20 protein-coding genes are annotated in these 24474 nt (G+C 68.4%); 11 read left to right on the top strand and 9 right to left on the bottom strand.

Going from position 1 to position 24474, the window contains the following annotated elements; all coding sequences use genetic code 11:
• Positions 1-11: 11 nt before the first annotated feature.
• From A3Q7_RS0108330 to A3Q7_RS0108315, 4 genes are all read right to left on the bottom strand, one after another.
• On the bottom strand, positions 12-443 hold the full coding sequence (locus A3Q7_RS0108330) for a DUF3830 family protein (RefSeq protein WP_018411408.1): 432 nt from the start codon (positions 441-443) through the stop codon (positions 12-14).
• Between the two features lie 22 nt (positions 444-465).
• Positions 466-1071, bottom strand: a complete 606-nt coding sequence (locus A3Q7_RS0108325) for an LOG family protein (RefSeq protein WP_018411407.1) — start codon at positions 1069-1071, stop codon at positions 466-468.
• A 36-nt stretch (positions 1072-1107) separates the two neighbouring features.
• On the bottom strand, positions 1108-2565 hold the full coding sequence (gene allB, locus A3Q7_RS19645) for an allantoinase AllB (RefSeq protein ID WP_018411406.1): 1458 nt from the start codon (positions 2563-2565) through the stop codon (positions 1108-1110).
• A 73-nt stretch (positions 2566-2638) separates the two neighbouring features.
• Complete coding sequence (locus A3Q7_RS0108315) at positions 2639-3430, bottom strand: SDR family NAD(P)-dependent oxidoreductase (RefSeq protein WP_018411405.1); 792 nt, start codon at positions 3428-3430, stop codon at positions 2639-2641.
• A gap of 329 nt (positions 3431-3759) precedes the next feature.
• On the opposite strand from A3Q7_RS0108315, the gene A3Q7_RS0108310 reads away from it, so the two are divergent.
• From A3Q7_RS0108310 to A3Q7_RS0108295, 4 genes are read left to right on the top strand one after another with little or no spacing between them, the layout of a single operon-like run.
• On the top strand, positions 3760-5082 hold the full coding sequence (locus A3Q7_RS0108310; protein ID WP_018411404.1) for an aromatic ring-hydroxylating dioxygenase subunit alpha: 1323 nt from the start codon (positions 3760-3762) through the stop codon (positions 5080-5082).
• Positions 5083-5090: 8 nt separating this feature from the next.
• Positions 5091-6527: a glutamine synthetase family protein gene (locus A3Q7_RS0108305; RefSeq protein ID WP_018411403.1), complete on the top strand. Its 1437-nt coding sequence runs from the start codon at positions 5091-5093 to the stop codon at positions 6525-6527.
• A gap of 17 nt (positions 6528-6544) precedes the next feature.
• Positions 6545-6868: a 2Fe-2S iron-sulfur cluster-binding protein gene (locus tag A3Q7_RS0108300; RefSeq protein ID WP_018411402.1), complete on the top strand. Its 324-nt coding sequence runs from the start codon at positions 6545-6547 to the stop codon at positions 6866-6868.
• Between the two features lies 1 nt (position 6869).
• Entirely contained in the window at positions 6870-8108 is a 1239-nt protein-coding gene (locus tag A3Q7_RS0108295; RefSeq protein ID WP_018411401.1) for an NAD(P)/FAD-dependent oxidoreductase, read from the top strand.
• A 197-nt stretch (positions 8109-8305) separates the two neighbouring features.
• On the opposite strand, the gene A3Q7_RS19640 is transcribed toward A3Q7_RS0108295, so the two are convergent.
• Complete coding sequence (locus A3Q7_RS19640) at positions 8306-9781, bottom strand: amidohydrolase family protein (protein WP_018411400.1); 1476 nt, start codon at positions 9779-9781, stop codon at positions 8306-8308.
• Positions 9781-10572: an SDR family NAD(P)-dependent oxidoreductase gene (locus A3Q7_RS0108285; RefSeq protein WP_018411399.1), complete on the bottom strand. Its 792-nt coding sequence runs from the start codon at positions 10570-10572 to the stop codon at positions 9781-9783. Before A3Q7_RS0108285 ends, A3Q7_RS19640 begins: the two co-directional genes overlap by 1 nt.
• 262 nt (positions 10573-10834) lie before the next feature.
• On the opposite strand from A3Q7_RS0108285, the gene A3Q7_RS0108280 reads away from it, so the two are divergent.
• Positions 10835-11830, top strand: a complete 996-nt coding sequence (locus A3Q7_RS0108280; RefSeq protein ID WP_040570684.1) for a LysR family transcriptional regulator — start codon at positions 10835-10837, stop codon at positions 11828-11830.
• A 100-nt stretch (positions 11831-11930) separates the two neighbouring features.
• A complete protein-coding gene (locus A3Q7_RS19635) occupies positions 11931-15158 on the top strand; it encodes an amidohydrolase family protein (RefSeq protein ID WP_051079119.1) in 3228 nt (1075 codons plus the stop codon).
• 39 nt (positions 15159-15197) lie between these two features.
• On the opposite strand, the gene A3Q7_RS0108270 is transcribed toward A3Q7_RS19635, so the two are convergent.
• Genes A3Q7_RS0108270 through A3Q7_RS0108260 form a run of 3 tightly spaced genes read right to left on the bottom strand, consistent with a single transcriptional unit; the run spans position 15198 to position 19908 of the window.
• Positions 15198-16826 (bottom strand): hydantoinase B/oxoprolinase family protein, encoded by a 1629-nt coding sequence (locus A3Q7_RS0108270; protein ID WP_026224623.1) that lies wholly within the window; start codon positions 16824-16826, stop codon positions 15198-15200.
• Between the two features lie 14 nt (positions 16827-16840).
• On the bottom strand, positions 16841-18907 hold the full coding sequence (locus tag A3Q7_RS0108265; RefSeq protein ID WP_018411395.1) for a hydantoinase/oxoprolinase family protein: 2067 nt from the start codon (positions 18905-18907) through the stop codon (positions 16841-16843).
• Positions 18904-19908 carry an isopenicillin N synthase family dioxygenase gene (locus A3Q7_RS0108260; protein WP_018411394.1) on the bottom strand — a complete coding sequence of 335 codons (1005 nt, stop codon included), beginning with the start codon at positions 19906-19908 and terminating at the stop codon, positions 18904-18906. The genes A3Q7_RS0108265 and A3Q7_RS0108260 overlap by 4 nt, the downstream gene beginning before the upstream one ends.
• A gap of 199 nt (positions 19909-20107) precedes the next feature.
• On the opposite strand from A3Q7_RS0108260, the gene A3Q7_RS0108255 reads away from it, so the two are divergent.
• From A3Q7_RS0108255 to A3Q7_RS0108235, 5 genes are all read left to right on the top strand, one after another.
• Positions 20108-21160, top strand: coding sequence for an ABC transporter substrate-binding protein (locus A3Q7_RS0108255; RefSeq protein ID WP_018411393.1), 1053 nt, complete (start codon positions 20108-20110; stop codon positions 21158-21160).
• A gap of 125 nt (positions 21161-21285) precedes the next feature.
• Complete coding sequence (locus tag A3Q7_RS0108250) at positions 21286-22089, top strand: ABC transporter ATP-binding protein (RefSeq protein ID WP_018411392.1); 804 nt, start codon at positions 21286-21288, stop codon at positions 22087-22089.
• Positions 22073-22858 (top strand): ABC transporter permease, encoded by a 786-nt coding sequence (locus A3Q7_RS0108245; RefSeq protein ID WP_157278138.1) that lies wholly within the window; start codon positions 22073-22075, stop codon positions 22856-22858. The genes A3Q7_RS0108250 and A3Q7_RS0108245 overlap by 17 nt, the downstream gene beginning before the upstream one ends.
• A 5-nt stretch (positions 22859-22863) precedes the next feature.
• Positions 22864-23691 (top strand): ABC transporter permease, encoded by an 828-nt coding sequence (locus A3Q7_RS0108240; protein WP_018411390.1) that lies wholly within the window; start codon positions 22864-22866, stop codon positions 23689-23691.
• Positions 23692-23694: 3 nt separating this feature from the next.
• The gene (locus A3Q7_RS0108235; protein ID WP_018411389.1) at positions 23695-24474 is read left to right on the top strand and encodes an SDR family NAD(P)-dependent oxidoreductase; all 780 of its coding nucleotides are present in this window, start codon (positions 23695-23697) and stop codon (positions 24472-24474) included.

Below are 24474 nucleotides of genomic sequence, written 5' to 3'. Positions count from 1 at the left end.
GCGCGCGCCGCTCAGCCCTCGATCAGTTCGAACGATACGTCCTGCGCGCCCTGCCACAGCGTGCGCACGCCCAGCGCGTGCAGCTTTTCGCGGCCGTCGACGATGGTGAGGAAGTGGTTGCCGGCCAGCGGGCCGACCTTGCTCGAGAAGCTGCAGCTTCCGTAGGCCATGATGATTTCGGTTTCGCTGTAGCCGCCCGGGTAGAACAGGATGTCGCCGACCGAGGGGTGGCAGGTGTGGTTCTCGTAGCCCACCGTCTCGCCCTCGTGCTCGAGCACGAAATCGCCCATCGGCACCCAGCAGCCTTCGCCGCTCCAGCGCACATGGATGAGCTTCTGCCGGTAGGGCAGCATTTTCAGGAAGGCGGCGACGGTGCGCGGGGCCTGGTCGTGGGTTTCGGCGACGAAGCTGTCGCCGCCTGCGGTGATGCGTATGCGGGCCATGTGATGTCCGTGTGAGTGGGTGTCAGGAGCCGGGCTGGCCTATCCATTTGCTCACGTCGGGCCGGCGCCAGCCGGCCAGGCGGTCGAGCAGGGCGTGCGGATCGGACTCGATCTGCAGCATGTCCCGGTGTTCCGGTTTCAGGAATCCTTCGCGGGTGGCGAGCGCCAGCATGGCGACCAGCGGCTGGTAGAAGCCGCGTGTATCCAGTACGCCATAGGCTTTCTCATGGTCGCCGAGCTGGGTGAGGGTGGCCGCTTCCAGCAGTTCTTCCAGCGTGCCCAGACCGCCCGGCAGCGCGATGAAGGCGTCGGCCAGTTCGGCCATGCGCGCCTTGCGTTCGCGCATGTGGGGGGCGATCTCGTGGCGGCTCAGGCCGGGATGAAGATGTCCACGGTCATGCAGCCGCTGGTTGATCACGCCGGTCACGCTGCCGCCGGCGGCCAGCGCGGCATCCGCCAGTACGCCCATCAGGCCCTTGCTGGTGCCGCCGTAGATCAGCGTGATGCCGCGTGCGGCGATGGCTGCGCCGAGCGCGCGCGCCGCGTCGGTGTATTCCGGCGACACGCCGAAATTCGATCCGCAGAACACCGCCACGCTGCGCAGCGCCGTCGTCTGTCCGTTGCTCATTGGCGTGTTCCCTGTCGTATGCGCTTCATGCCGGCATCACTCCCACGGTTCCTGTGGCTTCGCCGTGGGCGCAACACCCGCCGGCGTTTCCAGGATGGCCGAGGTGTAGTGCTCGGTGTGGCGGGGCCGCGGCGTCGGCATCTTCTGTATGCCCTTCACCGACACGCCCCAGCCGGCGGCATCCTCGATCAGACTGCGGTTGCGCATCACGAAGCGGCCGCGCACCAGGGTGTGCACCGGCGCTCCCTGCACCGGGCGGCCGTGCCAGGGCGAAATCTTGCTCACCGACTGCAGCGATTTCTGCGACACCAGCGACTTCAGCCCCATGTCCACCACGGCGATGTCGGCATGCGCGCCCACCGCCAGCACGCCCTTGGTGCCATACAGACCCCAGGCACGGGCGGGCGCGGCCGCGGTCCATTTCACGTAATCCATCAGGGTGGCGCGCTGGCGGCTGATTTCGGTCAGCATGACCGGCATCTGCGTTTCCACGCCGGGGAAGCCGCAGTCGCAGGTCCAGATGTCCTCGCGTGTCTTTTCTTCCGGGGCGTGCGGCGCGTGGTCGGTGGCGATCATGTCTATCGTGCCATCCATCAGCGCATCCCACAGCGGCTGGTTGTGGCGCGGCTCGCGTATCGGCGGATTCAGCCTCAGGATGCCGCCCAGCCGGCGCATGTCGTCGGTATTGAGCAGCAGGTACTGCGGACAGGTTTCCACCGTCACGTCCACGCCACGGCGCTTGGCGTCGCGGATCACGAACAGCGAATCGGCGGCGCTGTGATGCGCGATGTGCACCCGCGCGCCGGTCCATTCGGCGAGCGCGAGCACGCGACCGATGGCTTCGATCTCGCATACCTCGGGCCGCGCCGCGAGGTGGGCCAGCGCATCGATGCGGCCGGCGGCCTGCATGCGCTGCTGGCGCCGCGCCATGATGGACGAGTTCTCGGCGTGGACGACGGTGCGTATGCCCAGCGGCGCCAGCTTTTCGAAGCCTTCCAGCAGCGCGCCATCGGTGGGTGCGGGCAGATTGCCGAAGGTGTTGCCGACGAAGGCCTTGAAGCTGGTGACGCCGCCCTCGAGCAGTTCTTCCAGCCGGTCTATCGTGTCGTCGCCGAGCAGGCCGTGTATGCCGTAGTCGACATAGGACGATGCGGCCGCCTGCTGCTTCATGCGCAGCGCTTCCAGCGTGCCGGTCGGCGGATTCGTGTTGGGCATTTCGAACACCGTGGTGACGCCGCCGCAGGCGGCCGCCGCCGAGCCGGTCTTCCAGGTTTCCTTGTGCGGATAGCCCGGGTCGCGGAAGTGCACATGGCTGTCGATGGCGCCCGGCAGCACGTACTGCCCGTCGGCGCGCAGTTCCTCGCGCGCCGGCGGCATCAGGTCGTCGTGACCGATGGCGACGATGACGCCATCGGCGATGGCGATGGACGCGTCGATGATCTGTTCGGGCGACACGATGCTGCCGCCGCGGATGACGAGATCCGCCTTGCTCATGGATGGACTCCTGGAAATGTGTATGCGACGGTCCGGTCGTGACCGGACGCCGGCGGAAGGGTGTGTGTGCGGATCAAAGCGCGGCCCAGCCGCCATCGACCGGCAGGTCCACGCCGGTGATCTGGCGCGACACCTCGCTGGCGAGGAAGAGGCAGGCGTGCGCCACATCCTCGTCCAGGCTCACCCGCTTCAGCGCATAGTCCTCGGCGTGGCGGCGCATCGCTTCCTCCAGCGTGATGCCCAGCTTGTCGGCCATGTTGGCGCACACCTTCTCGCGGAAGCGCGGGCCGTCGACCATGCCCGGCGCCACGCAATTGACATTGATGTTGTGCGCGCCGGCTTCCAGCGCGAAGCTCTTGGTGATACCGCGCAATCCCCACTTGGACGCGGAATAGGCCACCCGCCCGGCGCGCCCGCGCATGCCGAAGGTGCCACCCACGTTCACCACCTTGCCGCCGCCCTGCGCGATCATCGCCGGCAGCACCGCGTGCATGGTGTTGAAGCAGCCGGTCATGTTCAGTTCGACGATGTCATTGAATTCCTCGGCTGTGGTTTCCCAGCCGGTCTTGCCGATCGGACCGGAACCGCCGGCCACGTTCACCAGGATGTCGATGCGCCCGTAGCGCGCCAGCGCCGCCTGCGCCAGCGCCTCGGTCTGCGCCGCGTCGGTCAGGTCGCAGGCCACCACCAGCGTGCCGACGCCGAGCGCCGCGGCCTCGGTGGCCACCGTGTCGATGGCGGCGACGTCGCGGCCGGCCAGCACCAGGTCGCAGCCTTCCTGCGCGAACGCCAGCGTGATGGCGCGTCCCATGCCTTTTGCGGGGCCGGTGATGAGGGCCACTTTCTGCCTGAGTTTCAGATCCATGGGATAGATGTTCCAGAGAGGGTTTGCGGGCTTTCGGTGGCAGCGCGGTCCGCTGTGCGGCCGCCTGCTGAAGTCGGTGAGAGCGCGTTCTCGGTGGCTCAGGTGTCAGCCGAGTCTAGCCAGCCGGCCCACCCGTCCGGGGTGCTTTTTTCGTCAGCGCACGGCGCGCGGATGGCTACGTGCGCGGGCGCGCAAGGTCGCGCGTGCGCGACCACGGGTGTTTCCATCTTCGCGTTTGCCCGTGCCGCGATTGGCAACGGGGTGGTGGCGGCAATCGCCCGATACTGCTTGCGTGATGAACACCGACCGGCGCATGGCCGGAGCGCTCAATGATCAGTGCGGAACAGAATGACTTGATGACCCGGGTCGGCCCGGGAACACCGGCCGGCGACCTGCTGCGCCGTTACTGGCAACCGGTTGCGCTGGAGGACGAACTGGCCGGGCCGCGACCGGTGCGCGCGGTGCGCGTGCTCGGGCAGGACCTCGTGCTGTTCCGCGACGAGCAGGGGCGACTGGCCCTGATCGACCGCGACTGTCCGCATCGCGGTGCCGACCTCGCATTCGGCCGTCTCGAGGACGGCGGGCTGCGCTGTCCTTTCCATGGCTGGCTGTTCGACGCGACTGGCCAGTGCATCGACACGCCGGCCGAGCCGGAAGGCAGCCGCCTGTGTACGCGCATCCGCCAGCGCGCCTATCCGGTGCAGTTGCGTGGCGGCATCGTGTTCGGCTATCTGGGCGAGGGCGAAGCGCCGGCCTTTCCGGAATTCGACTGTTTCGTCGCGCCGGACAGCCATGTGTTCGCATTCAAGGGGCATTTCGACTGCAACTGGCTGCAGGCGCTGGAAGTGGGCATGGATCCGGCGCATGCCTCCTATCTGCACCGCTTCTTCCAGGACGAGGACACCTCGGCGAGCTATGGCAAGCAGTTCCGCGGCCCATCCGCCGATTCCAGCATGCCGATCACCCAGGTGCTGCGCGAGTACGGCCGGCCCGACATCCGGGTCGAGAACACCGACTACGGCATGCGGCTGACCGCGCTGCGCCACATCAGCGAGGATCTCACCCATGTGCGCGTGACCAATGTGGTGTTCCCGCAGGCCTTCGTGATTCCGATGAGTTCGGAAATGACGATATCCCAGTGGCACGTGCCGATCGACGACACGAGCTGTTACTGGTACGCCATCTTCACCAGTTTCACCGGTCCGGTGGACAAGGCGCAGATGCGCGCGCAGCGGCTGGAGCTGTACGAGCTGCCCGACTACATGCCGCGCCGCAACCGCGCCAACAACTACGGCTATGACGTGCGCGAGCAGGCCAGCGAAACCTATACCGGCATGGGCATGGACATCAATGTGCACGACCAGTGGGCGGTCGAGTCGCAGGGCCGCATACAGGACCGCACGCGCGAACACCTGGGCACCACCGACAAGGGCATCATCGCCTACCGGCGCATGCTGGTCGCGGCCATCGAAGCGACGCGCGCCGGGCAGGGTGCGCCGATGCTGATATCGCGCGAACAGGCATCGTCGTTCAGCGGCCCGCCGTCCATCGACGGCATCGGCCGCAAGGTCGATCCCGACGTGTACTGGCGCGAGGCCGACCTGGAGCGCCGGCGCAAGTCGGACTGGGCATCGGCGCGACTGGCCGGGTGAGTGTCGCGATGAGTTTCGTCGAGCGGCACGGCCTGTGGTCGGACGAACAGCATGCGCGCGCGCGCGAGGTCGAGGCGCATATCGCGTCCGGCGACATCGACACCGTGCGCTTCTCGTTTCCCGACCAGCACGGTGTGCTCCGGGGCAAGACGCTGGTGGCCGCGGAGGCGCTGTCCTGTCTGCGCGCCGGCGTGAACATGACCACCACACTGCTGGCCAAGGACACTTCGCACCGCACCGTGTTTCCGGTGTTTTCGGACAACGGCGGCTTCGACTTTGCGGGCATGCGTGGCGGCGCCGATTTCGTCATCGTGCCCGACCCCGGTTCCTTCCGCGTCCTGCCCTGGGCACCGCGCACCGCCTGGCTGCTGTGCGATGCCTTCATGGGCGATGGCACGCCTTCGCCGCTGTCGACGCGGCGCATCCTGCAGCGCGCGGTGGATGAACTGGCGAAGCAAGACATGGACTTCATCGCCGGCCTGGAGGTGGAATTCCATGTGTTCCGCGTCGACGATGCGCGCATGCGCCTGTCCGATTCCGGCCAGCCGGGCACGCCGCCCGAGGTGTCCCTGCTCACGCACGGACACCAGTACCTGACCGAGCAGCGCTATGACCGCGTGGATGCGCTGATGGAGCTTCTGCGCGCGCATCTGATGGCGCTCGGACTGCCGCTGCGCTCGCTGGAGATCGAATTCGGGCCCAGCCAGTTCGAGCTCACCTTCGGCCCTGCGGCCGGGCTGGCGCCGGCCGACAATATGGTGCTGCTGCGCGCGGCGATCAAGCAGATCTGCCAGCGCAACGGCTATCACGCCACCTTCATGTGCCGGCCGCGCATTCCCAACGTCATGTCCAGCGGCTGGCATCTGCATCAGTCGCTGCGCAGGCGCGCCGACGGCCGCAACGCTTTCATGCCCGAGTGCGAGGGCGCGCCGCTCAGTCCGCTCGGCATGCACTATCTCGCCGGGCTCAAGGCCCACGCACGCGCATCCGCTGCGCTGGCCAGCCCGACGCTGAACGGCTATCGCCGCTACCGGCCGATGTCGCTGGCGCCGGACCGCGCGAGCTGGGCCTGCGACAACCGAGGCGCCATGCTGCGCGTGCTCGGTGCGGCGGGCGATGCGCGCTCGCGCATCGAGAACCGCATCGGCGAACCGACCGCCAATCCCTATCTGTATCTTGCCTCGCAACTGTTTTCCGGCATGGATGGCATCGCGCGCCGCCTCGATCCGGGACCCTCGGCGGATGTTCCGTACGAGTCGCCGGCCGAGCCCTTGCCGCGTTCGCTGCAGGAAGCCATGCAGTGCCTGCGCGAGGACGAGGGGCTGTGCACCGCGCTCGGGCGCGGCTTCGTGGACTATCTGTCGCACATCAAGGAGGCGGAAATCGCCCGCTTCAACCTCGAGGTGACCGAATGGGAGCACCGCGAGTATTTCGACCTGTTCTGAGCGGATTCCAGCAAGCCATGAGTGTCATACATTTCATCCTGAAGGATGGCAGCACGCGGACCCTGCAGGCACGCCACGGCGCGTCGGTGATGGAGATCGCGGTACTGGGCAATGTGCCGGGCATCGCCGGCGAGTGCGGCGGCTCCTGTGCCTGCGCGACCTGCCACGTCTATGTCGCCGACGCGGATGTCGACCGCCTGGCGCCCCCCGACGACATGGAAACCGACATGCTGTCGGCGGTGGCGGCCGAGCGTCTGGCTTGCAGCCGGCTGGCCTGCCAGATCGCGATGAGTGCGGAACTCGACGGGCTCACCGTGCGCGTGCCGCACACCCAGAGCTGACATGAATGCTCCGCTGACCATAGTCGGCGCGTCCTACGCTGGTCTGCAGATCGCCGCCAGCGCACGCGAACTGGGGTATGACGGCCCCATCGTGATGCTGGGCGACGAGGCGCACGCACCGTACCAGAGACCGCCGCTGTCCAAGGGCCTGCTGAGCGGGAAGACCGCGCCCGGGCAATTGCCCTTGCGTGCGCCGTCCTTCTACGACGAACAGCGCATCGAACTGCGCCTGGGCTGCCGGGTCGAGTCACTCGACATCGGCCAGCGCTCGCTCGGCCTGGCCGATGGCAGCGCGCTGCGCTATGGCGTGCTGGCGATCACCACCGGCGCGCGCGCGCGCCCGCTCGCACTGCCCGGGGCCGATCTGGCCGGTGTGCACGCACTGCGCACCCTGGACGATGCGCTGGCCCTGATCGCCGCGACGGAGCGCGCGCAGCGCGTCGCCGTCATCGGCGGCGGCTTCATCGGTCTGGAGGTGGCGGCGGCGCTTGCCGAGCGCGGCATCGCGGTGAGCGTGATCGAGGCGCAGCCGCGTCTGCTCGCGCGCAGCGTGCCGCCCTTGCTGTCCGCATACATCGCCGAGCTGCATCGCACGCGCGGCGTCGAGCTGCTGTGCGGCCGTCAGGTGCGCGAGCTGCGTGGATGGCAGGGGCGGGTGTGCGGTGTCGGCCTGGACGATGGCACGGCCATCGAGTGCGATCTGGTGGTGGCCGGCATCGGTGTCCTGCCGAATACCGAGTGGGCGCTGCAGGCGGGCCTGCCGGCCGATGCCGCCGGCAGGATCATGGTCGACACGCTGGGCCGCACCGCTGCGAGCGATGTGTTTGCCGCCGGCGACTGCGCCGCGATGCCCAGCCCGCACGCGCCGCAGCCAGACCAGCCGGTGTGCCTGGAAAGCATACAGGCGGCCAACGACGGCGCGCGCGCCATCGCGTCCTGCCTGGTCGGCCGGCCATTACCGTGCGGGGCCGTGCCATGGTTCTGGAGCGACCAGCACGGCGTACGGCTGCAGATGGCCGGATTGCCCGCGGCGGACGACGAGGTCGTGCTGAGAGGCCGCACCGCGGACAAGGGCTTCAGCCTTTTCATGCTGCGCGCGGGACGCATCGCCGCGGTGCACTCGGTGAACCGCCCGGCCGAACACCTGCTGGCACGCAAGCTGGTCGCCGCCCGCGCGCAGGTCGACGCCCACAGTGTCGCCGACCTGTCCTTCGATCTCGCGCGCACCCTGGATCCCTGACCGCATGCAGCAATCCGGCCCCGGGGCGCCGGATTGCGCTCAGGCGCTTCATGAAAACGTCGCCCGCATGCATCGCTCACGCTCGGGGTGACACCGTCCGGCCCGTCCTTGCAGGGCGCCAGGCGACCGCGCTTTCGCGCTTTGCCGTACACCCCGCCGGCCGTGCACGCAACGGTGATCGACCGAGGTGCATGCGTTCAACGGTCGTCTTCGTGCCCGGTACAGGCGCAGCCGTAGTGCGCCCGCACCGCCGCGTGCAGACGGCCGATGGCATCCGCGTCCGGCGGATTGTCGCGCGCCGCCTGTTTGGCCTGCGCGATCAGTTCCGCTTCCAGTGAAGGCAGGTCTACGCTGCAGCAGTGGCCGTTGTCCACCACGGTGCGACCGGCGACGACGAGCTGGCTGATGTCGCGACGCGTGGCGCGACCGATGATGAGGTCGAGCAGGGCCGGGCGGTCGTCGGCGATGCGGTCGCGCGTCAGGCGCCGGGTATCGAGCACCAGCAGATCGGCGGGCGCGCCGACGCGCAGCGTGCCGCCGCCATCGTCGCCCAGCACGCTGCGCCGGCCGTCGACGCACAGCGCGCGGAACAGGTCGGCGTGCGCGAAGCGACCGCGGCGGTCGCTCGCGGCGAGCAGGTGCCAGGCGAGGCGCGTTTCACGCAATATGTCGTCGTCATCATCCAGGCTCATGCCGTCGAGTCCGAATCCGAAGCGCACGCCACTGTCCAGATAGTGCGACCACGGCGCCACGCCTGAACGCAGGCGCAGATTGGACGACACATTGGCGCTGAGGGTTACGCCGCGTTCGGCCAGCAGCGCACAGTCGTCGGCATCGAGCCAGACCGCGTGCGCGACGGTGAGGCGGGGCGACAACAAGCCGAGCGCATCGAGGTGCCTGAGCAGGCCGCCCGGGTAACGGGCGTCGGCCCATGCCCGCTGACGCTGCGTCTCGAACAGATGCATGTGCACGCGCCGGCCGGAGTCCGCGCTTGCCTGCGCGATGCGCGCCAGCGTGTCGTCGTCCACCCATTGCGGACCGACCGGGCCGTATTGCACGGTGAAGCCTTCATGCTCCAGTTCGGCGATGGCCTCCACCAGCGCGAAGTTCTCGTCGCTGCTGCGCGTCGGCACGCGCTGCGCGCGGATGCGCGCGTGGTCGGTGTGTGGCAGCCGCTGCAGCAGCGGATCGAGATCGCCGTACACCACGCTGTTGAGACCGGCGAAGGGCACGGCGAACGCGATGCGCACGCCGACATCGCGTGCGGCGCGCGCGACACCGCGTGCTTCCTTCAGCAGCGCCCGGCCGTCCTGCGTGTTGTGGCAGTGATTCGCCGCGGCAATGCCGCCCTCGGCCATGCGCGCGAACGCCACTGCGGCGCGCAGGTAGGGATCGACCTGCGGTTCGTACGCCAGTTCGGGCAGCCATGTTTCCAGCGACTGGTCGCGTGCACCGAAAGCGAGCGTGCGCAGGCCGCGGCCATGATCGTGTGCATTGCTCGGCGCCGGCAGCACGACATGGTGCATGGCCGCCCCATTGATGTGCGCGAGCGGCTCTAGTGCGGCGATGCGCCCCTGCTTCAGATGGAGGCGCTGTGGCCCGAGCGGTGCCTCCGCACCGGGCGAAGTGAAAACTTTTGCTACGTTGAGCAGTGTCGTCGGCGCCGTGGTCATCACAGCGAAGCCCACCCGCCGTCGACCGGCAGGTCCACACCGGTGATCTGGCGCGACGCGTCGGAGGCGAGGAACAGACAGGCATTCGCCACGTCATTCATGGTCGTGATGCGGCGCATCGCGTATTCCTCCGCATGCCGCAGTTCGGCCTGCTCCTCGTTCAGCCCGTACTTGCTCATCGCTTCCGGAATCCATTTCGATCGGAAGCGTTCGTCATCGACCATGCCCGGCGCCACGAGATTGACATTGACATTGTGCTGACCGGCTTCGATGGCGGCCGACTTGGTCAGACCGCGCAAGCCCCACTTGGATGTCGAGTAGGCCATGCGCCCGGCGCGGGCGCGCATGCCATAGGTTCCACCGACGTTCACGATCTTGCCGTAGCGGCGCGCAATCATGCGCGGAAGCACGGCCCGCATGGTGTTGAAGCATCCGAGCAGGTTCACCTGCATGGTGTGCTCGAATTCCGCCGGCGAGGTGTTCCAGGTCGCGTCACCGATCGGACCGGTGTCGCTCGCGACATTGATCAGCCCGTCGATCTGGCCGAACCGCTTCACCGCCAGTTCGGCCATGCGATCGGTTTCGGTCGGACTCGTGATGTCGCAGCGCACCGGCAGTGCGGCACCGCCATCGCTTTCCGTCTTCATGGCGATCGCCTCGATCGCCTCGATGTCGCGGCTCGCCAGCACCAGTTTGCAGCCTTCGCGCGCGAATGCCATCGTGATGGCAGGCCCCAGTCCCCGGGTGGGGCCGGTCACGATGATCACCTTTCCTTGCAGATCCAGATCCATGTTGTCTCCTGTCGGCCGAGGCGCATGCACTGTCGTTCGATGGGACGCCGTATCGGCCGGGATGCCCGTGCGCGAGGCGGGTGTGCGCACGCATCCACGATCGGCGTCGTCGTGTTGGCACCGCGTTTGCTTCGGTTGTCCCCATGCCCGCGCGGGGCGCATCCGTCGCATCCGGTACGACCCCATGCTACGTGTCGTGCGCGAATCACCGTGGTGCCAAATCCGCGCGCAAGTGTTGACCAATCGTGATCGAGGAGCCGTCATGGCCTTACGTAATATGCGCGTGCTGCGTTATCTGGAAGAAGTGGCCCGCTTCGGCTCGGTGCGTCACGCGGCGGAACAGCTCCACCTGACGCCATCGGCGCTGCTTCGGCGCATACAGGACGTCGAGTTCGACATCGGCGCGACGCTGTTCGAGCGCACGTCTTCCGGCGTGCAGCTCACTGCGGCCGGCGAGTTGTTCATCGGCTGGATCAAGCGGCAGAACGCCGATCTGCGCCGCGTGTATTCGCAGATCGAGGCGCTTAACGGCCTGCGTCGCGGCGAAATACGCATCGCGGCCAGCCAGGCGGTGGTGAATGGCTTCCTGATGAAGGAGGTGGTGGCTTTCCGCGAAAAGCATCCGCTGGTGAAGCTGTCGATCACGGTATGCGACCACACGACCGCGATGCGCCACCTGATCGCCTACGAGGTGGATCTGCTGCTGGTGTTCCGCCCGCCGCATGCGGCCGAACTGCAGCCCATCATGTCCATAGGACAGGGCATGGTGGCGGTGATGGATGCACAGCATCCGCTCGCGCAGCGGCAGCGCGTGCGCATCCGCGACTGTCTCATGTACGACCTGGCGTTGCCCGAGCCGAGCTATTCCGGTCGCGAACTGATAGACCAGGTGCTGGCCGGCGGTTCGCTGCAGCCCAATCCGGTGATCGAGTCGAATTCCTTCGAACTGATGGCCGAGCTGGTGAAGGGCACTGAAATCATCTGTTTCCAGGTCGATATCGGCGCGGCGCGCTGGCGTGACGATCCCGGGCTGGCGGTGCGTCCGATCGACGAGGCCGATGGGGCCTACGGTCCGCTGGTGCTCGGTCAGTTGAAGGGACGTGCGCTGCCGTTGCCAGCCGCGCGTTTCGCGGAACAGGTCGCGCGCACGCTGGACGACATGCGCTCGCTGCCGCTGGATGACGCCGCCGCCAAAGCCAGCCGCAGTGTGCGGCCGATCACGCTGAAGGACATGGAGACGGAAGGCGAGATTGACTGAGCCGTAGCCGGACCTGCGGCGAGGGCGCACGAAAACGGCCACACGAAGCAGTCCGGGGGCCGACTAGCATGCGCTGCTCCGGCATTACGGATCGACCCGCATGCATCGTCGCACACACCGACCCGCCGGCGCCGCAGCGCCGGCCCGACGCACCTTCCTGAAAATGAGCGGTGGCGCACTGGCCGCTTCCGCGCTGGAACCCTGGCAACTGCCCGCACTCGCCGCAGCGGCATCTGCCGACGCGCAGGATCCGTTCGGCCCGGTGGATGAGGGCGACGGCTGGGGCGATACTGCGGTTACGCTGACCCAGGGCACCAATCTCGCCATCGCGCTGTCTCCGGACGGGCGCATGCTGGCGATGGATCTGCAGGGGCTGTTGTGGATCGTGCCCTTCGAAGGGGGCGTTGCGCGGCGGCTCACCGGCTATCTGCACGATGTGGCGCGGCCCGACTGGTCGCCTGACGGACGGACGATCGCCTTCCAGTCCTATCGCGACGGTCATTTCCATCTGTGGTGCATCGGCGCCGATGGCAGCGGACTGCGGCAGATCACCGAAGGCGCCTTCGATTGCCGCGAACCGAAATGGTCGCCCGACGGACGCGAGATCGCGTTTTCCACCGACCGCAGCGGTCACTACGCGCTGCATGCGGTGGACCTGGCGACCGGACACACCCGGTTCATCGCCGACACCGATGGCGAGGATGCAGAGCCGGCGTGGTCGCCGGATGGACAACGCATCGCCTTTTCCAGCAGCGGCCGCATCCTGACGGTCGGTGCGCGCGACGCCAGCGACCTGCGCGAGGTGTTCGCGGGACCGGGCGCCAGCGCGCCCGCCTGGTCGAGCGACGGCGGCAAACTGAGCTGGCGCGCGGTCGATGGCTCGCCGCGCGATGTGCGCGCCAGCACCCTCATGGTGGACGGTCGCGTCATCAGCGATGCGGCGGAAGACGTGTTTCCGCTGCCGGCGGTGTGGTTGCGCGACGGCAGTCTGTTGCATACGGTCGATGGTGCGATCAGGCGACGGCTGCCGGACGGGCGCATCGTCGGGCACATTCCCTTCGCCGCCACGGTGCGCGTACAGGCCGCGCGGCCGCCGATGCGCAGCCGGCGCGATTTCGACAGCGTGTCGCCGCGTCCGGTGAAAGGCATCTCTCTGCCGGTCCTGTCACCGGATGGCGGCGCGGTGGCCTTCACCGCGCTCGGTCAACTCTGGCTGCTGCAGGTGGGCAATCCGCATCCGCGGCAACTGAGCCACGATGCGAGTGCCAAGCTCGGACCGGCCTGGTCGCCCGACGGGCGGTATCTGGTGTGCGCCTGCGATCGCGGCGGCGACATGCAGTTGTGGCTGTTCGATGTGGCGCAGCGCAGCAGCCGGCAACTGACGCACTACGGCCAGCCGCTCAAGCAGGCGGCGTGGTCGCCCGACGGCCAGCGCATTCTCTGCGCCAGCGAGGATGGCTGGCTGTGCCGGGTGGATCCTGCGGACGGGAGCGTGAGCCGGGTTGCGCCGCAGACCGTGTGGTCGGGCCGCCCGAGCTGGTCGCCCGATGGCCGCCATGTCGCGCTGGCCGCGGTCATGCCGTCTTCGGCGCGCTACCGCGAGGGCCTTACTGCCATCCTCATCGTGCACGTGGACAGCGGTCGCGCGCATTACCAGCTCGTCGCGCCGGGCATGTCGCTGGACGTGCGCAATGTGAACGGTCCCTTGTGGTCACCCGATGGCCGTCATTTCATCTACACGCTGGGCGGCACGCTGTGGCGCTCGCCCATCGATGCGCACGGCCGCATCACCGGCGCGCCGGAAGCGCTGGGCGACGACAGCGCCGACGCGCTGAGCGTGGATGCGGGCGGACGCCGTCTGCTCTATCTGTCGGAAGCCCGACTCAAATTGCGCGACCTGGCGAGCGGCACCGTGCAGGCAGTGCCCTGCGAGCTCACGTGGCGTGTGTCACGGCCGGCCGGTGTGACCGTCGTGCACGCCGGACGCATGTGGGATGGTCTGTCCGAGGGCTGGCGCGACAATGTCGATATCGTGATACACGGGCACCGCATCGCCGCCATCGAAGCGCACCGGCCGGACCGTCGCGGCGTGCGCTGGATCGATGCCCGCGCGCTGTCGGTCATGCCCGGCCTGATCGACATGCACACCCACCGTGAAATGGGCATACGGCTGGGCGCGCGCGAGCCGCGGCTGTTCCTGGCCTGGGGCATCACGTGTACGCGCGGCCTGTCGGACAACGCCTATCTGGCGCTCGAGAACAAGGAATCGGTGGATGGCGGCTGGCGCATCGGGCCGCGTCACTTCGGCACCGGCGAAGCGCTGGACGGCGCGCGCGTGTTCTACGACGGCATGCATCCCGTCCGCACGCCGGCCCAGCTCGCGCGGGAATTCAGGCGCGCGCGGGCGCTCGACTACGATCTGCTCAAGTGCTATGTGCGCCTGCCGCTGGACCTGCAGGCACGCGCCACGCGCATGGCGCAGAAGCTGGGCATTCCGATCACTTCGCACTACCTGTTCCCGGCGGTGGCCTTCGGCGCATCCGGGCACGAGCACATGGGCGGCACCAGTCGCTTCGGCTATTCGCGCACCGGCAGCGCGCTGGGCATCGGCTACCAGGATGTGGTCGCGATATCCGGCGCCAGCCGGTCCTACCGCGTGCCGACGATATTCGGGCTGGAGGGCATGCTGGGCGACAACCCGGACGAAGTGCTGAAGGACCAGCGCGTGCAGGTGCTGCTGCCCGGCGATCAGCGTGCGCCGCTGGAGCGCGCTGCGCGCAGCGGTCCGGCTGCGCCGGTGCGCATGGTCGCCCACCAGGTGCGCACCCTGATGGCCCAGCAGGCGGCAGGCGTGACCGTGGTGTGCGGCAGCGACTTTCCCATCGTCACCCCCGGTCTGAGCCTGCATCTGAATCTGCGCGCCATGGTGCGTCACGGCATGACGCCGCTGCAGGCCTTGCGCAGTGCGACGGTGGATGCGGGGCGCGTGCTCGGCCACGACCTGGGCACGATCCGGCGCGGACAACTGGCCGATCTGATCATGGTCGAGGGCGATCCGCTGCGCGACATCGCCGCCGCCGCACGGGTGAGGCGGGTGATGGTGGGCGGGGTCGATCATACGGTCGATGAACTCATCGAGCCGTTCCGCGCGGCGGAGCGGCGCGTGCCGGGCAAGGACGACGCAGCCGGCGCGCATGCGGACGGCCATGCCGAGGAACATGACGCGGCCGCGCATGCGGCGTGGCGCCCGGGGCGCGATCCGCACTGGTGGCACGACGAACACTGGGTGGCCGACGTGCGCGCGAGCTGCTGCGTGCAGTCGGTTTGAACCGCGGCCCGGCGCCGGGCCGGGCCGCGCCGTCGCGCGTCAGCGCGCCGGCGTCAGGGTGCCGGCGTCGACGTCGGCGGCGATCGCATCCGGCGCGCGCAGCGCGGGATCGCCCAGGCCGGCGCCGCCGGGCAGTTCCAGCACCAGGCGGTCGCCGGCCGGAATGGCCTGCAGACCCTTGGCGCGCAGGGTCTTGCCGGACGCCAGCCTGACCACGCCAGCCGCGCCGTCGCCGCCACCCGCCCGGCCGCGTGCCGGCGTGGCGACACGCTCGTACATGGCGAGCACTTCGAAGCCGCTGCCGTCGCGCATGGCCACTTCCACGCTCTGTCCAAGTCCGCCGCGATGGCGTCCGGCGCCGCCGCTGTCCGGACGCAGTTCCTTCTTCCAGATCACGATGGGCGCGCCATGCTCGGTCACTTCGACCGGCATCGCACGCACGCCGCTCGGGAAGGCGGTCGCATCCAGCCCGTCGCGATCGGGGCGTGCGCCGGATCCGCCGCTGTTGAAGAACACGGTTTCGAAGGTGTCGGCGACATGGCCCGACCGGCGGCCGCGCAATTGAACGCTCCACAGGCAGGACGAGCCTTCGGCCGGCACGCGCCCGGGCAGCGCCTGGTCGAGGCAGCCGAACACCAGGTCGGGCAGCATCTGGCCGATCACATGGCGCGCCGCCACCGGTGACGGGCGCTGCGCATTCAGGATGCTGCCTTCCGGCGCGCTCACGTCGAACGGGAGCAGGGCGCCGTGATTGTTCGGCACCTCCGGGTTCACCAGGCACTTGAGGCCGAACACCGTATAGGCGCGGCAGTAATTCAGCACCACGTTGATGCCCTGAGGCACCGCGCCGTCGCTGCCGGCGTAATCCACCTCGATGCGGTCGGCGTGGATGGTGAGCGCGGCGCGCAGCGTGATCGGCGCATCGTAGCCGTCGATCACCAGCGTGTGCCGCCAGGTACCGCGCGGCAGTTTCGCGATGGCGGCCCGGGTGGCGCGCTCCGACTGTTCGAGGATGTACTGGCCCAGCGCATCCAGGCTGCTCTGGCCGAATTCGGCCAGCATGGCCCTCAGCCGCCGCGCGCCGGTTTCGTTGCTGGCGATATAGGACAGCACGTCGCCCTCGACCTGCTGCGGCGTGCGCACGTTCTGCTTCAGCACGGCCATCAGGTCTTCGTTCAGACGTCCGGCCGATGCCAGTTTCAGCAGCGGGATCTGCAGCCCTTCCTCATAGATCGAGCGGCCATCCGGCCCCTGGCCGAGTCCGCCGATGTCGAGCTGGTGGCAGCAGCAGCCGAGCAGGCCGACCACGCGACCGTCCATCACCACCGGGCTCACCACCGTCACATCGTGCAGATGGCCGGCGGTGAGCCAGGGATCGTTGGTGATGTAGTGATCGCCGTCCTGCATGGTGGCGATCGGGAAGCGCGCCAGGAAGTGGCGCACGCCGACGGCCATCGAATTGACGTGACCGGGCGTGCCGGTCACGGCTTCGGCGATCAGTCGTCCCTGCGTGTCGAACACCGCGGCCGACAGATCGCCGGCGTCGCGTACCGTGGTCGAGAACGCGGTGCGCATGAGCGCTTGAGCCGCTTCCTCCACCACCGATACGAGGCGGGTCCACATGACCTGCATGCGCAGGTCGTCGAGGGCGTCACGGGAGGCATTCATCTGTTTCACTCCGTTCATTCGGCGCGACGCGTCATGACGATATAGCCATGACCATCGATGTGCGCGTCGAAACTGGGCGACACCACGGTGGTGGTTTCGTCCTCGATGATGAGCGCCGGCCCGGCCAGGCTGTCGCCCGGTCGCAGCGCGGTGCGGGCATACAGCGCGTACTCGCGCGTTTCTCCCAGACCGGGGTCCAGCACCGCGCGCCGACCCCAGGGCGTGGCCGGCGTGCGCGTCGCGGGCGTCGCAGCGTGGCTGACCGGCTCGCCGCGCGTGGCGACCGATACGCGCCAGGTGGTGATCTCGATCGGCAGGCTGACCGCGATGCCGCCGTAGTGCGCGCGATAGGCGTGCTCGAATGCCGCCACCAGCGCCGGCGCATCGTCGACGCCGAGCGGGCGGGCCGGTACGTCGATGGCGATTTCGTGGCCCTGGCCGCGGTAGCGGGCGAAGGCATTGCAGCGCACGGCGAGCGGCGCGTCGCCGGCACCGTGCCGCACGATGTTCTGCGCCTGGCCGATCATGTCGGCCAGCAACGCATTCACCGCGACCGTATCCAGGCTGTCCAGCGACTGGTGCAGGCTGCGCGCCAGTTCGTAGGAAATCGGCGCGCGCAGGAAGCCGACCGCGGAGCCGACACCCGCGCTGCGCGGGACGACCACCTCGGCAATGCCCAGCTTTTCCGCGACGCGCGCCGCATGCAGCGGTGCGCAGCCACCGAAGGCCACCAGCGTGCGGCCTTCCATCGCCAGGCCCAGTTCCACGGCATGTACGCGTGCGGCGCTGGCCATGGCTTCGTCCACGATTTCGCTGATGCCCAGAGCGCGTGTCGCGGCATCGGCATCGCCGAGCCCGGGCAGCGCCGACAGCGCCTGCCGCGTGGCGTCGATGTCCAGCCGGATGCGTCCGCCGGCGAAGCTGTCCGGCGCGATGCGGCCGAGGGCAAGGTCGGCATCGGTGACCGTGGCGTCGCGTCCGCCGCGGCCGTAGCAGGCCGGTCCCGGTTCGGACGCGGCGCTGCGCGGGCCGACCGCGAGCCGGCCCGCGCCGTCGATGCGCGCGATCGATCCGCCGCCGGCGCCGATCTCCACCATTTCCACTACCGGAATGCGCAGCGGCAGGCCACTGCCCTTGCGGAAGCGGTGCACGCGGGCGACCTCGAACATCTGCGAACGCTGCGGTTCGCCGCGGTCGATGAAACAGATCTTGGCGGTGGTACCGCCGACATCGAGCGCCAGCATGTGCTCGACTCCGCGTTCCGCCGCGACACCGGCGGCGAACAAGGCGCCACCGGCCGGGCCGGATTCGACCAGCCGTACCGGAAACTGCGCGGCCACCTGCAGCGTGGTGAGACCGCCGGAGGACAGCATGAGGTAGAGCGGACAGCCGAAGCCCAGCGTCTGCAGCTTCTGTTCCAGCCGGTTCAGATAGCTGGCGACGATGGGCTGCACGTAGGCGTTCGCCGCTGTGGTGGAAAAGCGCTCGTATTCGCGCATTTCCGGCGACACCTCGGACGACAGCGACAGCGCGACTCCCGGCAGGCATTCGGTCAGTATGGCGGCGGCGCGCTGTTCGTGCGCCGGATTCACATAGCTGTGCAGGAAGGCGATGGCGATGCTGTCGACACCTTCGGCGGCGAAGGTCGCTGCCGCCGCGCGCACCGCCTGTTCATCCAGGGGCAGCAGGACGCCGCCGTCGGCCGCCACGCGCTCGGGTACGGTGAGCCGCCATCTGCGCGGCACCAGGGCGGGCGGCTTGTCCATCGCCAGGTCGTACTGGTCGAAGCGGCTTTCACTGCCCATCTCCAGCACATCGCGGAAGCCCTGCGTGGTGAGCAGACCGGTGCGCGCGCCGCGGCGTTCGATCAGCGCATTGGTGGCCAGCGTCGTGCCGTGCACGATGAGACCGATGTCGGAGGCGGTCAGACGCGCCTGCTCGAGCAGGATGGCGATGCCATCCAGCAGGGCGCGCTCCGGCGCGTCGTAGGTGGTGAGTACCTTGGTCGAATAGCGCTGCGACGATGTTTCCAGCACGACATCGGTGAAGGTGCCGCCGATGTCGGCGCCGATGCGGTTCACAGGAAATCGCCGGCCGTCTTTTCAAGGCGGGCGTAGAAGCGTTTCAGATGCGTGCCCACATGGACCGGCTCGAAGCGCGCCACGCCGTCGCGGGCCACCAGTTCGGGCAGCGGGGCGATCACCGTTTCCTGGTCCGGGTTCAGGAAGAAGGGGATGGAAAAGCGCTCGACGCCGGCGCGGTTGCGCACGCGATGGTAGTTGGACACGAACTGGCCGTTCGACCACCACATCATCATGTCGCCGATGTTGATCGTGTAGGCGCCGGGTACCGGTGGCGCGGAAATCCAGGTGCCGTCGCGGCGCTTCACCTCCAGGCCGCCGATCGAGTCCTGCGCCAGGATGGTGAGCGGGCCTTCGTCGGTGTGCGACACCGTGTTGGACACCTCGATGTCGGAGCCGTCCGGAATCGGAATGTAGTAGAGCAGGCTGAGCTGGCAGATCGGCAGGTTGAAGTGGCTGTCGAAGCGGTCTTCCGGCAGGCCCAGACCGAGCGCGAATGCGCGCAGCAGATCACGGCCGAGGGCCAGCATGGCCGTGTAGTAGCGTTCGCACGCCTCGCGGAAGGCCGGCATGTCCTCGGGCCAGCGATTGGGGCGGTTGAATACCGGATCCGGCTCCGGCACGTCGGGGAAGTCGGCCTGGATGCGGTACTGCTCGAACAGGCGGCTGTTGCGGTCGAGGGCGCCTTCCTGCTTCGGCATCGGGATCCAGCCGCGGTACCACGCCAGCGTGGCGGCCGCCTTCTGCCTTTCCGCGACCGGCAGGTGGAAGAAGGCGCGCGACTGTTCGAAAGTGTCGTGCAGCACCTGTTCCGGCACGTCGTGGCCCTTCAGGTAGAAAAAGCCGATGTGCTCGCATGCGTGCGCGATCTGCGCCGCCACGGCCTGCTTGCCCGCCTGGCCGCCATGGCGGAACGGCGAGAAATCGATGATGGGGATTTCGGACAGTTCGACCGCTTGCGCGACCACGCTGTCCTCGATGCTTTCGCTGCTGCGACTCATGGAGATCGTGTCCTTTCTGGATGGGTTCGGCCCGGGCGCCACACGGCGGCCAGGCTGAGCGCGTACACAAAAAGGTACCGACAAGCGGGCATGCGATGGGGTGCCATTTGAGTCACGCCCCCTTGCGCAAACGGCTACAAGGTCCCGACGCAAGACGGAGCAAGATTGCATCCAGAGCAATCACATCCTCGGGCCAGCCATGTCCTCCACCGTGTTATCCGTCAGGCGTCCGGCGCGGCGCAGTGCGCTGGCCGCGCTCGGCGCGCTGCCGCTGCTGGGCCTGGGGGCCTTGTCCATCCGTCTGCCCGGTGCCGTGTCGCCGGGTGCCCCTTCCAGAGGTCTCATGAAATTCGATCACCAGCTCGGCTGGGTCAAGGGCATCCAGTTCGGCGGCTATCTGGCCGCGCTCGACCGCGGCTATCTCGCGCAGGAGGGGCTGGACGTGAACATGATCGCCGGCGGCTCGGGTACCGATTACCGCACCCTGGTGTCCAGCGGTCGCGCCTTCGTCAGCGAAAGCAATGTGGCGGGCATGATAGATGGCGCGCTGCGCGGTCAGCCCCTGGTGGCCTTCGCTGCGGTCATGCAGCGCGATCCCGGCGCCATCATGAGCCCGGCCGACCGGCCGATACGCAGCGTGCACGACATGGTGGGCAAGACGCTGGGCGTGCCCAACAGCGTGCGGGCGCAACTGCTGCCGCTGATACGGCGCGCCGGCATCGATCCGGACAGCATCCGGCTGGTGCCGGTGGGCAGCGATCCGTCGCTGCTCGCCTCCGGTCAGGTGGATGGCTACTACAGCTGGTCGAGTACCGCCGTGCCCGCGCTGCGCAAGATCGGCTTCGAACCGCACTGGCTGCACGTGTCCGACCTGGGCGTGCCGGGCTACGGCCAGGTGCTGATCGCGCATCGCGACACGCTGGCGCAGCACGGCGACGTGCTGGTGCGCTACACGCGTGCGCTGATACGCGGCTGGAGCTGGGTGATCCAGAACCCGGCCGAGGCAGCCGAGATGGTGGTACGCAAATATGCGCCGCCCGGTACCGACCTGGAGGAACAGAAGGCGCAGGCGGACATGATGCGCGACTACATCATGGTCGGCGATGCGCTCACCCACGGGCTGCTGTGGATAGATCCCGCGGTGTTCCAGAAGGCGGTGGATATGGGTCGGGAAGCGGGCAGCGTGCCGCCCGATGCCGACATCGATCTGTCGCGGCTGGTGACACAGGAGGTGGTCCGGGCCGCGATCTGAGCGACCCGGTGACATTCCTGCAACGGCGCCGATAGCGAACAGCACCCCGCGCCCTTCGTCGATCCGATAGGCTGGATCGCATCATCCAACCGTCGCCGCAACGCGACGCAACCCGAAGGCTTTCCATGGCGGGTCTCAGCATCCAGAACGTTTCCAAGTCCTTCCAGCTCGACGGGCGCAGCGTGCCTGCGCTCGACGGGGTGAGCCTGGAGCTGGAGGAAGGGCAGTTCGGCGCCCTGATCGGGCCCTCCGGCTGCGGCAAGTCCACCTTGCTGCGCATGGTGGCCGACGTGTTCGCGCCGACTGCCGGCCACATCGCCATCAATGGCGCGCCGCCCCAGCAGGCCAGGCGCGATCACCAGATCGGTTTCGTGTTCCAGGAGGCCACGCTGCTGCCCTGGCGCAGTGTGCTGGACAATGTCCGCCTGCCGCTCGAGATTCTCGGGCCGGGACACGTGCCGGCGCGCTCGCCGGAAGAACTGGTGCGCCTGGTCGGACTGGGCGGCTATGAGCATGCCTCGCCGTCGCAACTGTCCGGCGGCATGCAGCAGCGCTGCGCGATCGCCCGCGCACTGGTGGCTTCGCCACGCATCCTGCTGCTGGACGAGCCCTTCGGGGCGCTCGATGAAGTGATGCGCTACCGCATGAATTTCGAACTGTTGCGCATCCGCGCGCAGACGCGCACCACCGCCCTGATGGTGACGCACTCGATCGAGGAGGCGGTGCTCATGGCCGACCGCGTGTTCGTGTTCGCCGCAAAGCCCGGGCGCATCGTGGACACGCTGGAGGTCGATCTGCCGCGGCCGCGCCGTCTCGGCACGATGGATGATCCGCGTTTCAATGCCCTGGTCGATCACGCGCGTCACGCGCTGTTCAGCCAGCTTCCGCACGAAATCGATCACGAGGTGGCGCATGCCGAGAACGTCTGAGCGGCGTGTGCTCGAGGCGGCGTCGCGCTGGTTGGCGCCGGCCGCGGTGTTTCTTGCGCTGGCGCTCGCGCTGGATCAGTGGGTGGCGCGCGGCGGTGCGCCGATGACCATTCCGCGCCCGCTCGATGTGCTGCATCTGCTGCTGCGCGAACAGGCCACCTTGCTGCATCACCTGGGCTTCACCGTGCTGACCGCCGGCTATGGCCTGCTCGGTGCGCTGCTGCTCGCGCTGGTGATCGGCGTCGCCGCCTATGCCTGGCCGCGTGTCGAACAGCCGCTGCTCGGCTATGGCGCGGTGCTGAGCAGCGTGCCCATGATCGCCATCGCGCCCATCCTCAGCGTGTGGCTGGGCCTGACGCTGGGCACGCGCGTGCTCATCACCGTGGCCATCTGCTTCTTTCCGCTGCTGGTCGCCATCCTGCAGGGCTTGCGCGAAAGCCGCGCCAGCGAGCAGGAGCTGTTCACCGTGCTGGCGGCGACACCGCTGCAGCGCTTCCGCCTGCTGGCGCTGCCCAGCGCCATGCCCTTCCTGTTCGTCGGCCTGAAGATCGCGGCGCCGCTGGCGGTGCTGGGCGCGCTGATCGGTGAATGGAATGGCGCGGAGGAGGGGCTGGGCGTGATCATGCTCAATGCGATGTTCGGGCTGCAGGTGCAGCGCCTGTGGGCCACGGTGGTCGTCGCCTGCATCGTGTCGTCGCTGACCTACGCCTACATCTGTGTCATCGAACGGGTGGCCGGCTTCGACCGCACCGCCCAGGAAGCGACGTGAGCGGCATGGACCTTCCCCTTTCCCGACCGGCGGCGCCCGAGCAGATCGGCCCGCGCCGACGTGGCTGGCCACTGCGCGGAGCGCTGGCCCTGATGGCGCAGCGCCTGGCCGGCTATGGCCTGGTGATCGTGAGCATCCTGATCGTGTGGCAGGCGGTCATCGCGGCCTTCGACATCCCGCCCTATCTGTTGCCGGGCCCGGCCGCCGTGGCCGAGGCCTCGCTCGCCCATGCTCATGAAATCGGCGCTGCCGCGTGGAGTACCGTGCTGAGCACGGTGATCGGCATGTGCGTGGCAACCGCGGTGGCGCTGCTGCTTGCCATGCTGTTCATCGCCTCGCCTCTGGCCGACCGCGCACTGATGCCGCTCATCGTGTTCGTGCGCACCGTGCCCATGATCGCGATCGCGCCGGTACTGGTGCTCATATTCGGACGCGACCGGTGGAATGGCGTAGGCATGGTCGCGCTGCTGTCCTTCTTCCAGATCATGCTGGCGGCCAGAAAAGGCTTCAGCGCACCGACACGGCACATGCTGGAACTGATGCACTGCTGTGGCGCCGGCTTCCTGCACACGCTGTTCAAGCTGCGCCTGCCGTGCGCACTGACCCATCTGTTCACCGGTCTGCGCATCGCGTCCGCCTCGGCCATCCTGTGCGCGATGTTTGCCGAATGGCTGTCGGGTGCGCCCGGCCTGGGCAGCCTCATCCTCGATGCCCACTCGCGCCAGTTTTTCGCGCTCATGTGGGCGGCCGTCGGCGCCGGCACCACGGTGTCCTACATCTTCTTCACACTCACCCTCGCACTGGAACGCGCAGTGCAGGACTGGAGCCGCTGAACCATGAGCAGTCTGTCCGGACAGGTGGTGTTCGCCACCGGTGCGACCAAGGGGTTGGGCGCCGATATCGCGATCGCGCTGGCGCGCGCGGGCGCCGACCTGGCCATCGTGGGCCGCGACGGCGCCGCGGGCGAGGCGGTCGCCGCCTCCATACGCGAGCTGGGCCGCGGCGCGCTGGTGCTGCCGGCCGATGTGGCCGACGCCGCGGCGCTGCAGGACGCGGCCACGCGCACGCTCGAACACTTCGGCCGCATCGACCGGCTGGGGTGCGCGGCCGGTGTCGGCAGTCCGCGCCAGCCGGTCTGGGCCAGCTCGGTCGACGATTACCGCGCCTGTTTCGACATCAATGTGCTCGGCGTCATGCTGGCGCTGCGCAGTGTCATGCCGCACATGATCGCGCGCCGCGAGGGTCGTGTCGTCATCATAGGCGGCACCTATGGCCACAAGGGCGTGGCCGACGCGGCGCTCTATGCGGCGTCCAAGTGGGCGGTGCGCGGGCTCGCCAAGTCGGCCGCGCTGGAAGCCGGCCCGCACAACGTGACGGTGAACGTGGTGGCGCCCGGCGGCGTCGCCGGCCCGCGTCTCACCCGGCTGTTCGAAGCGTCGGCGCAGCGCGAGGGCATTCCTTACGAGGCGGTGCTGCAGCGCTTCACGTCGCGCACCGCGCTCGGCCGCCTGGTCGATAGCGACGATATCGCGCGCGCCGTCATCCATCTGTTTTCCGAAGGCGGCCGACTGATCACCGGGCAGGATCTGGTGGTCGATGCCGGCATGCTGATCTGA

Origin of the sequence: Methyloversatilis thermotolerans (genome assembly GCF_000372885.1) — a bacterium.
GTDB classification, from domain to species: domain Bacteria; phylum Pseudomonadota; class Gammaproteobacteria; order Burkholderiales; family Rhodocyclaceae; genus Methyloversatilis; species Methyloversatilis thermotolerans.
Note: the sequence above shows the minus strand (reverse complement) of the source record. Positions and strands in the feature narration are given on the sequence as shown.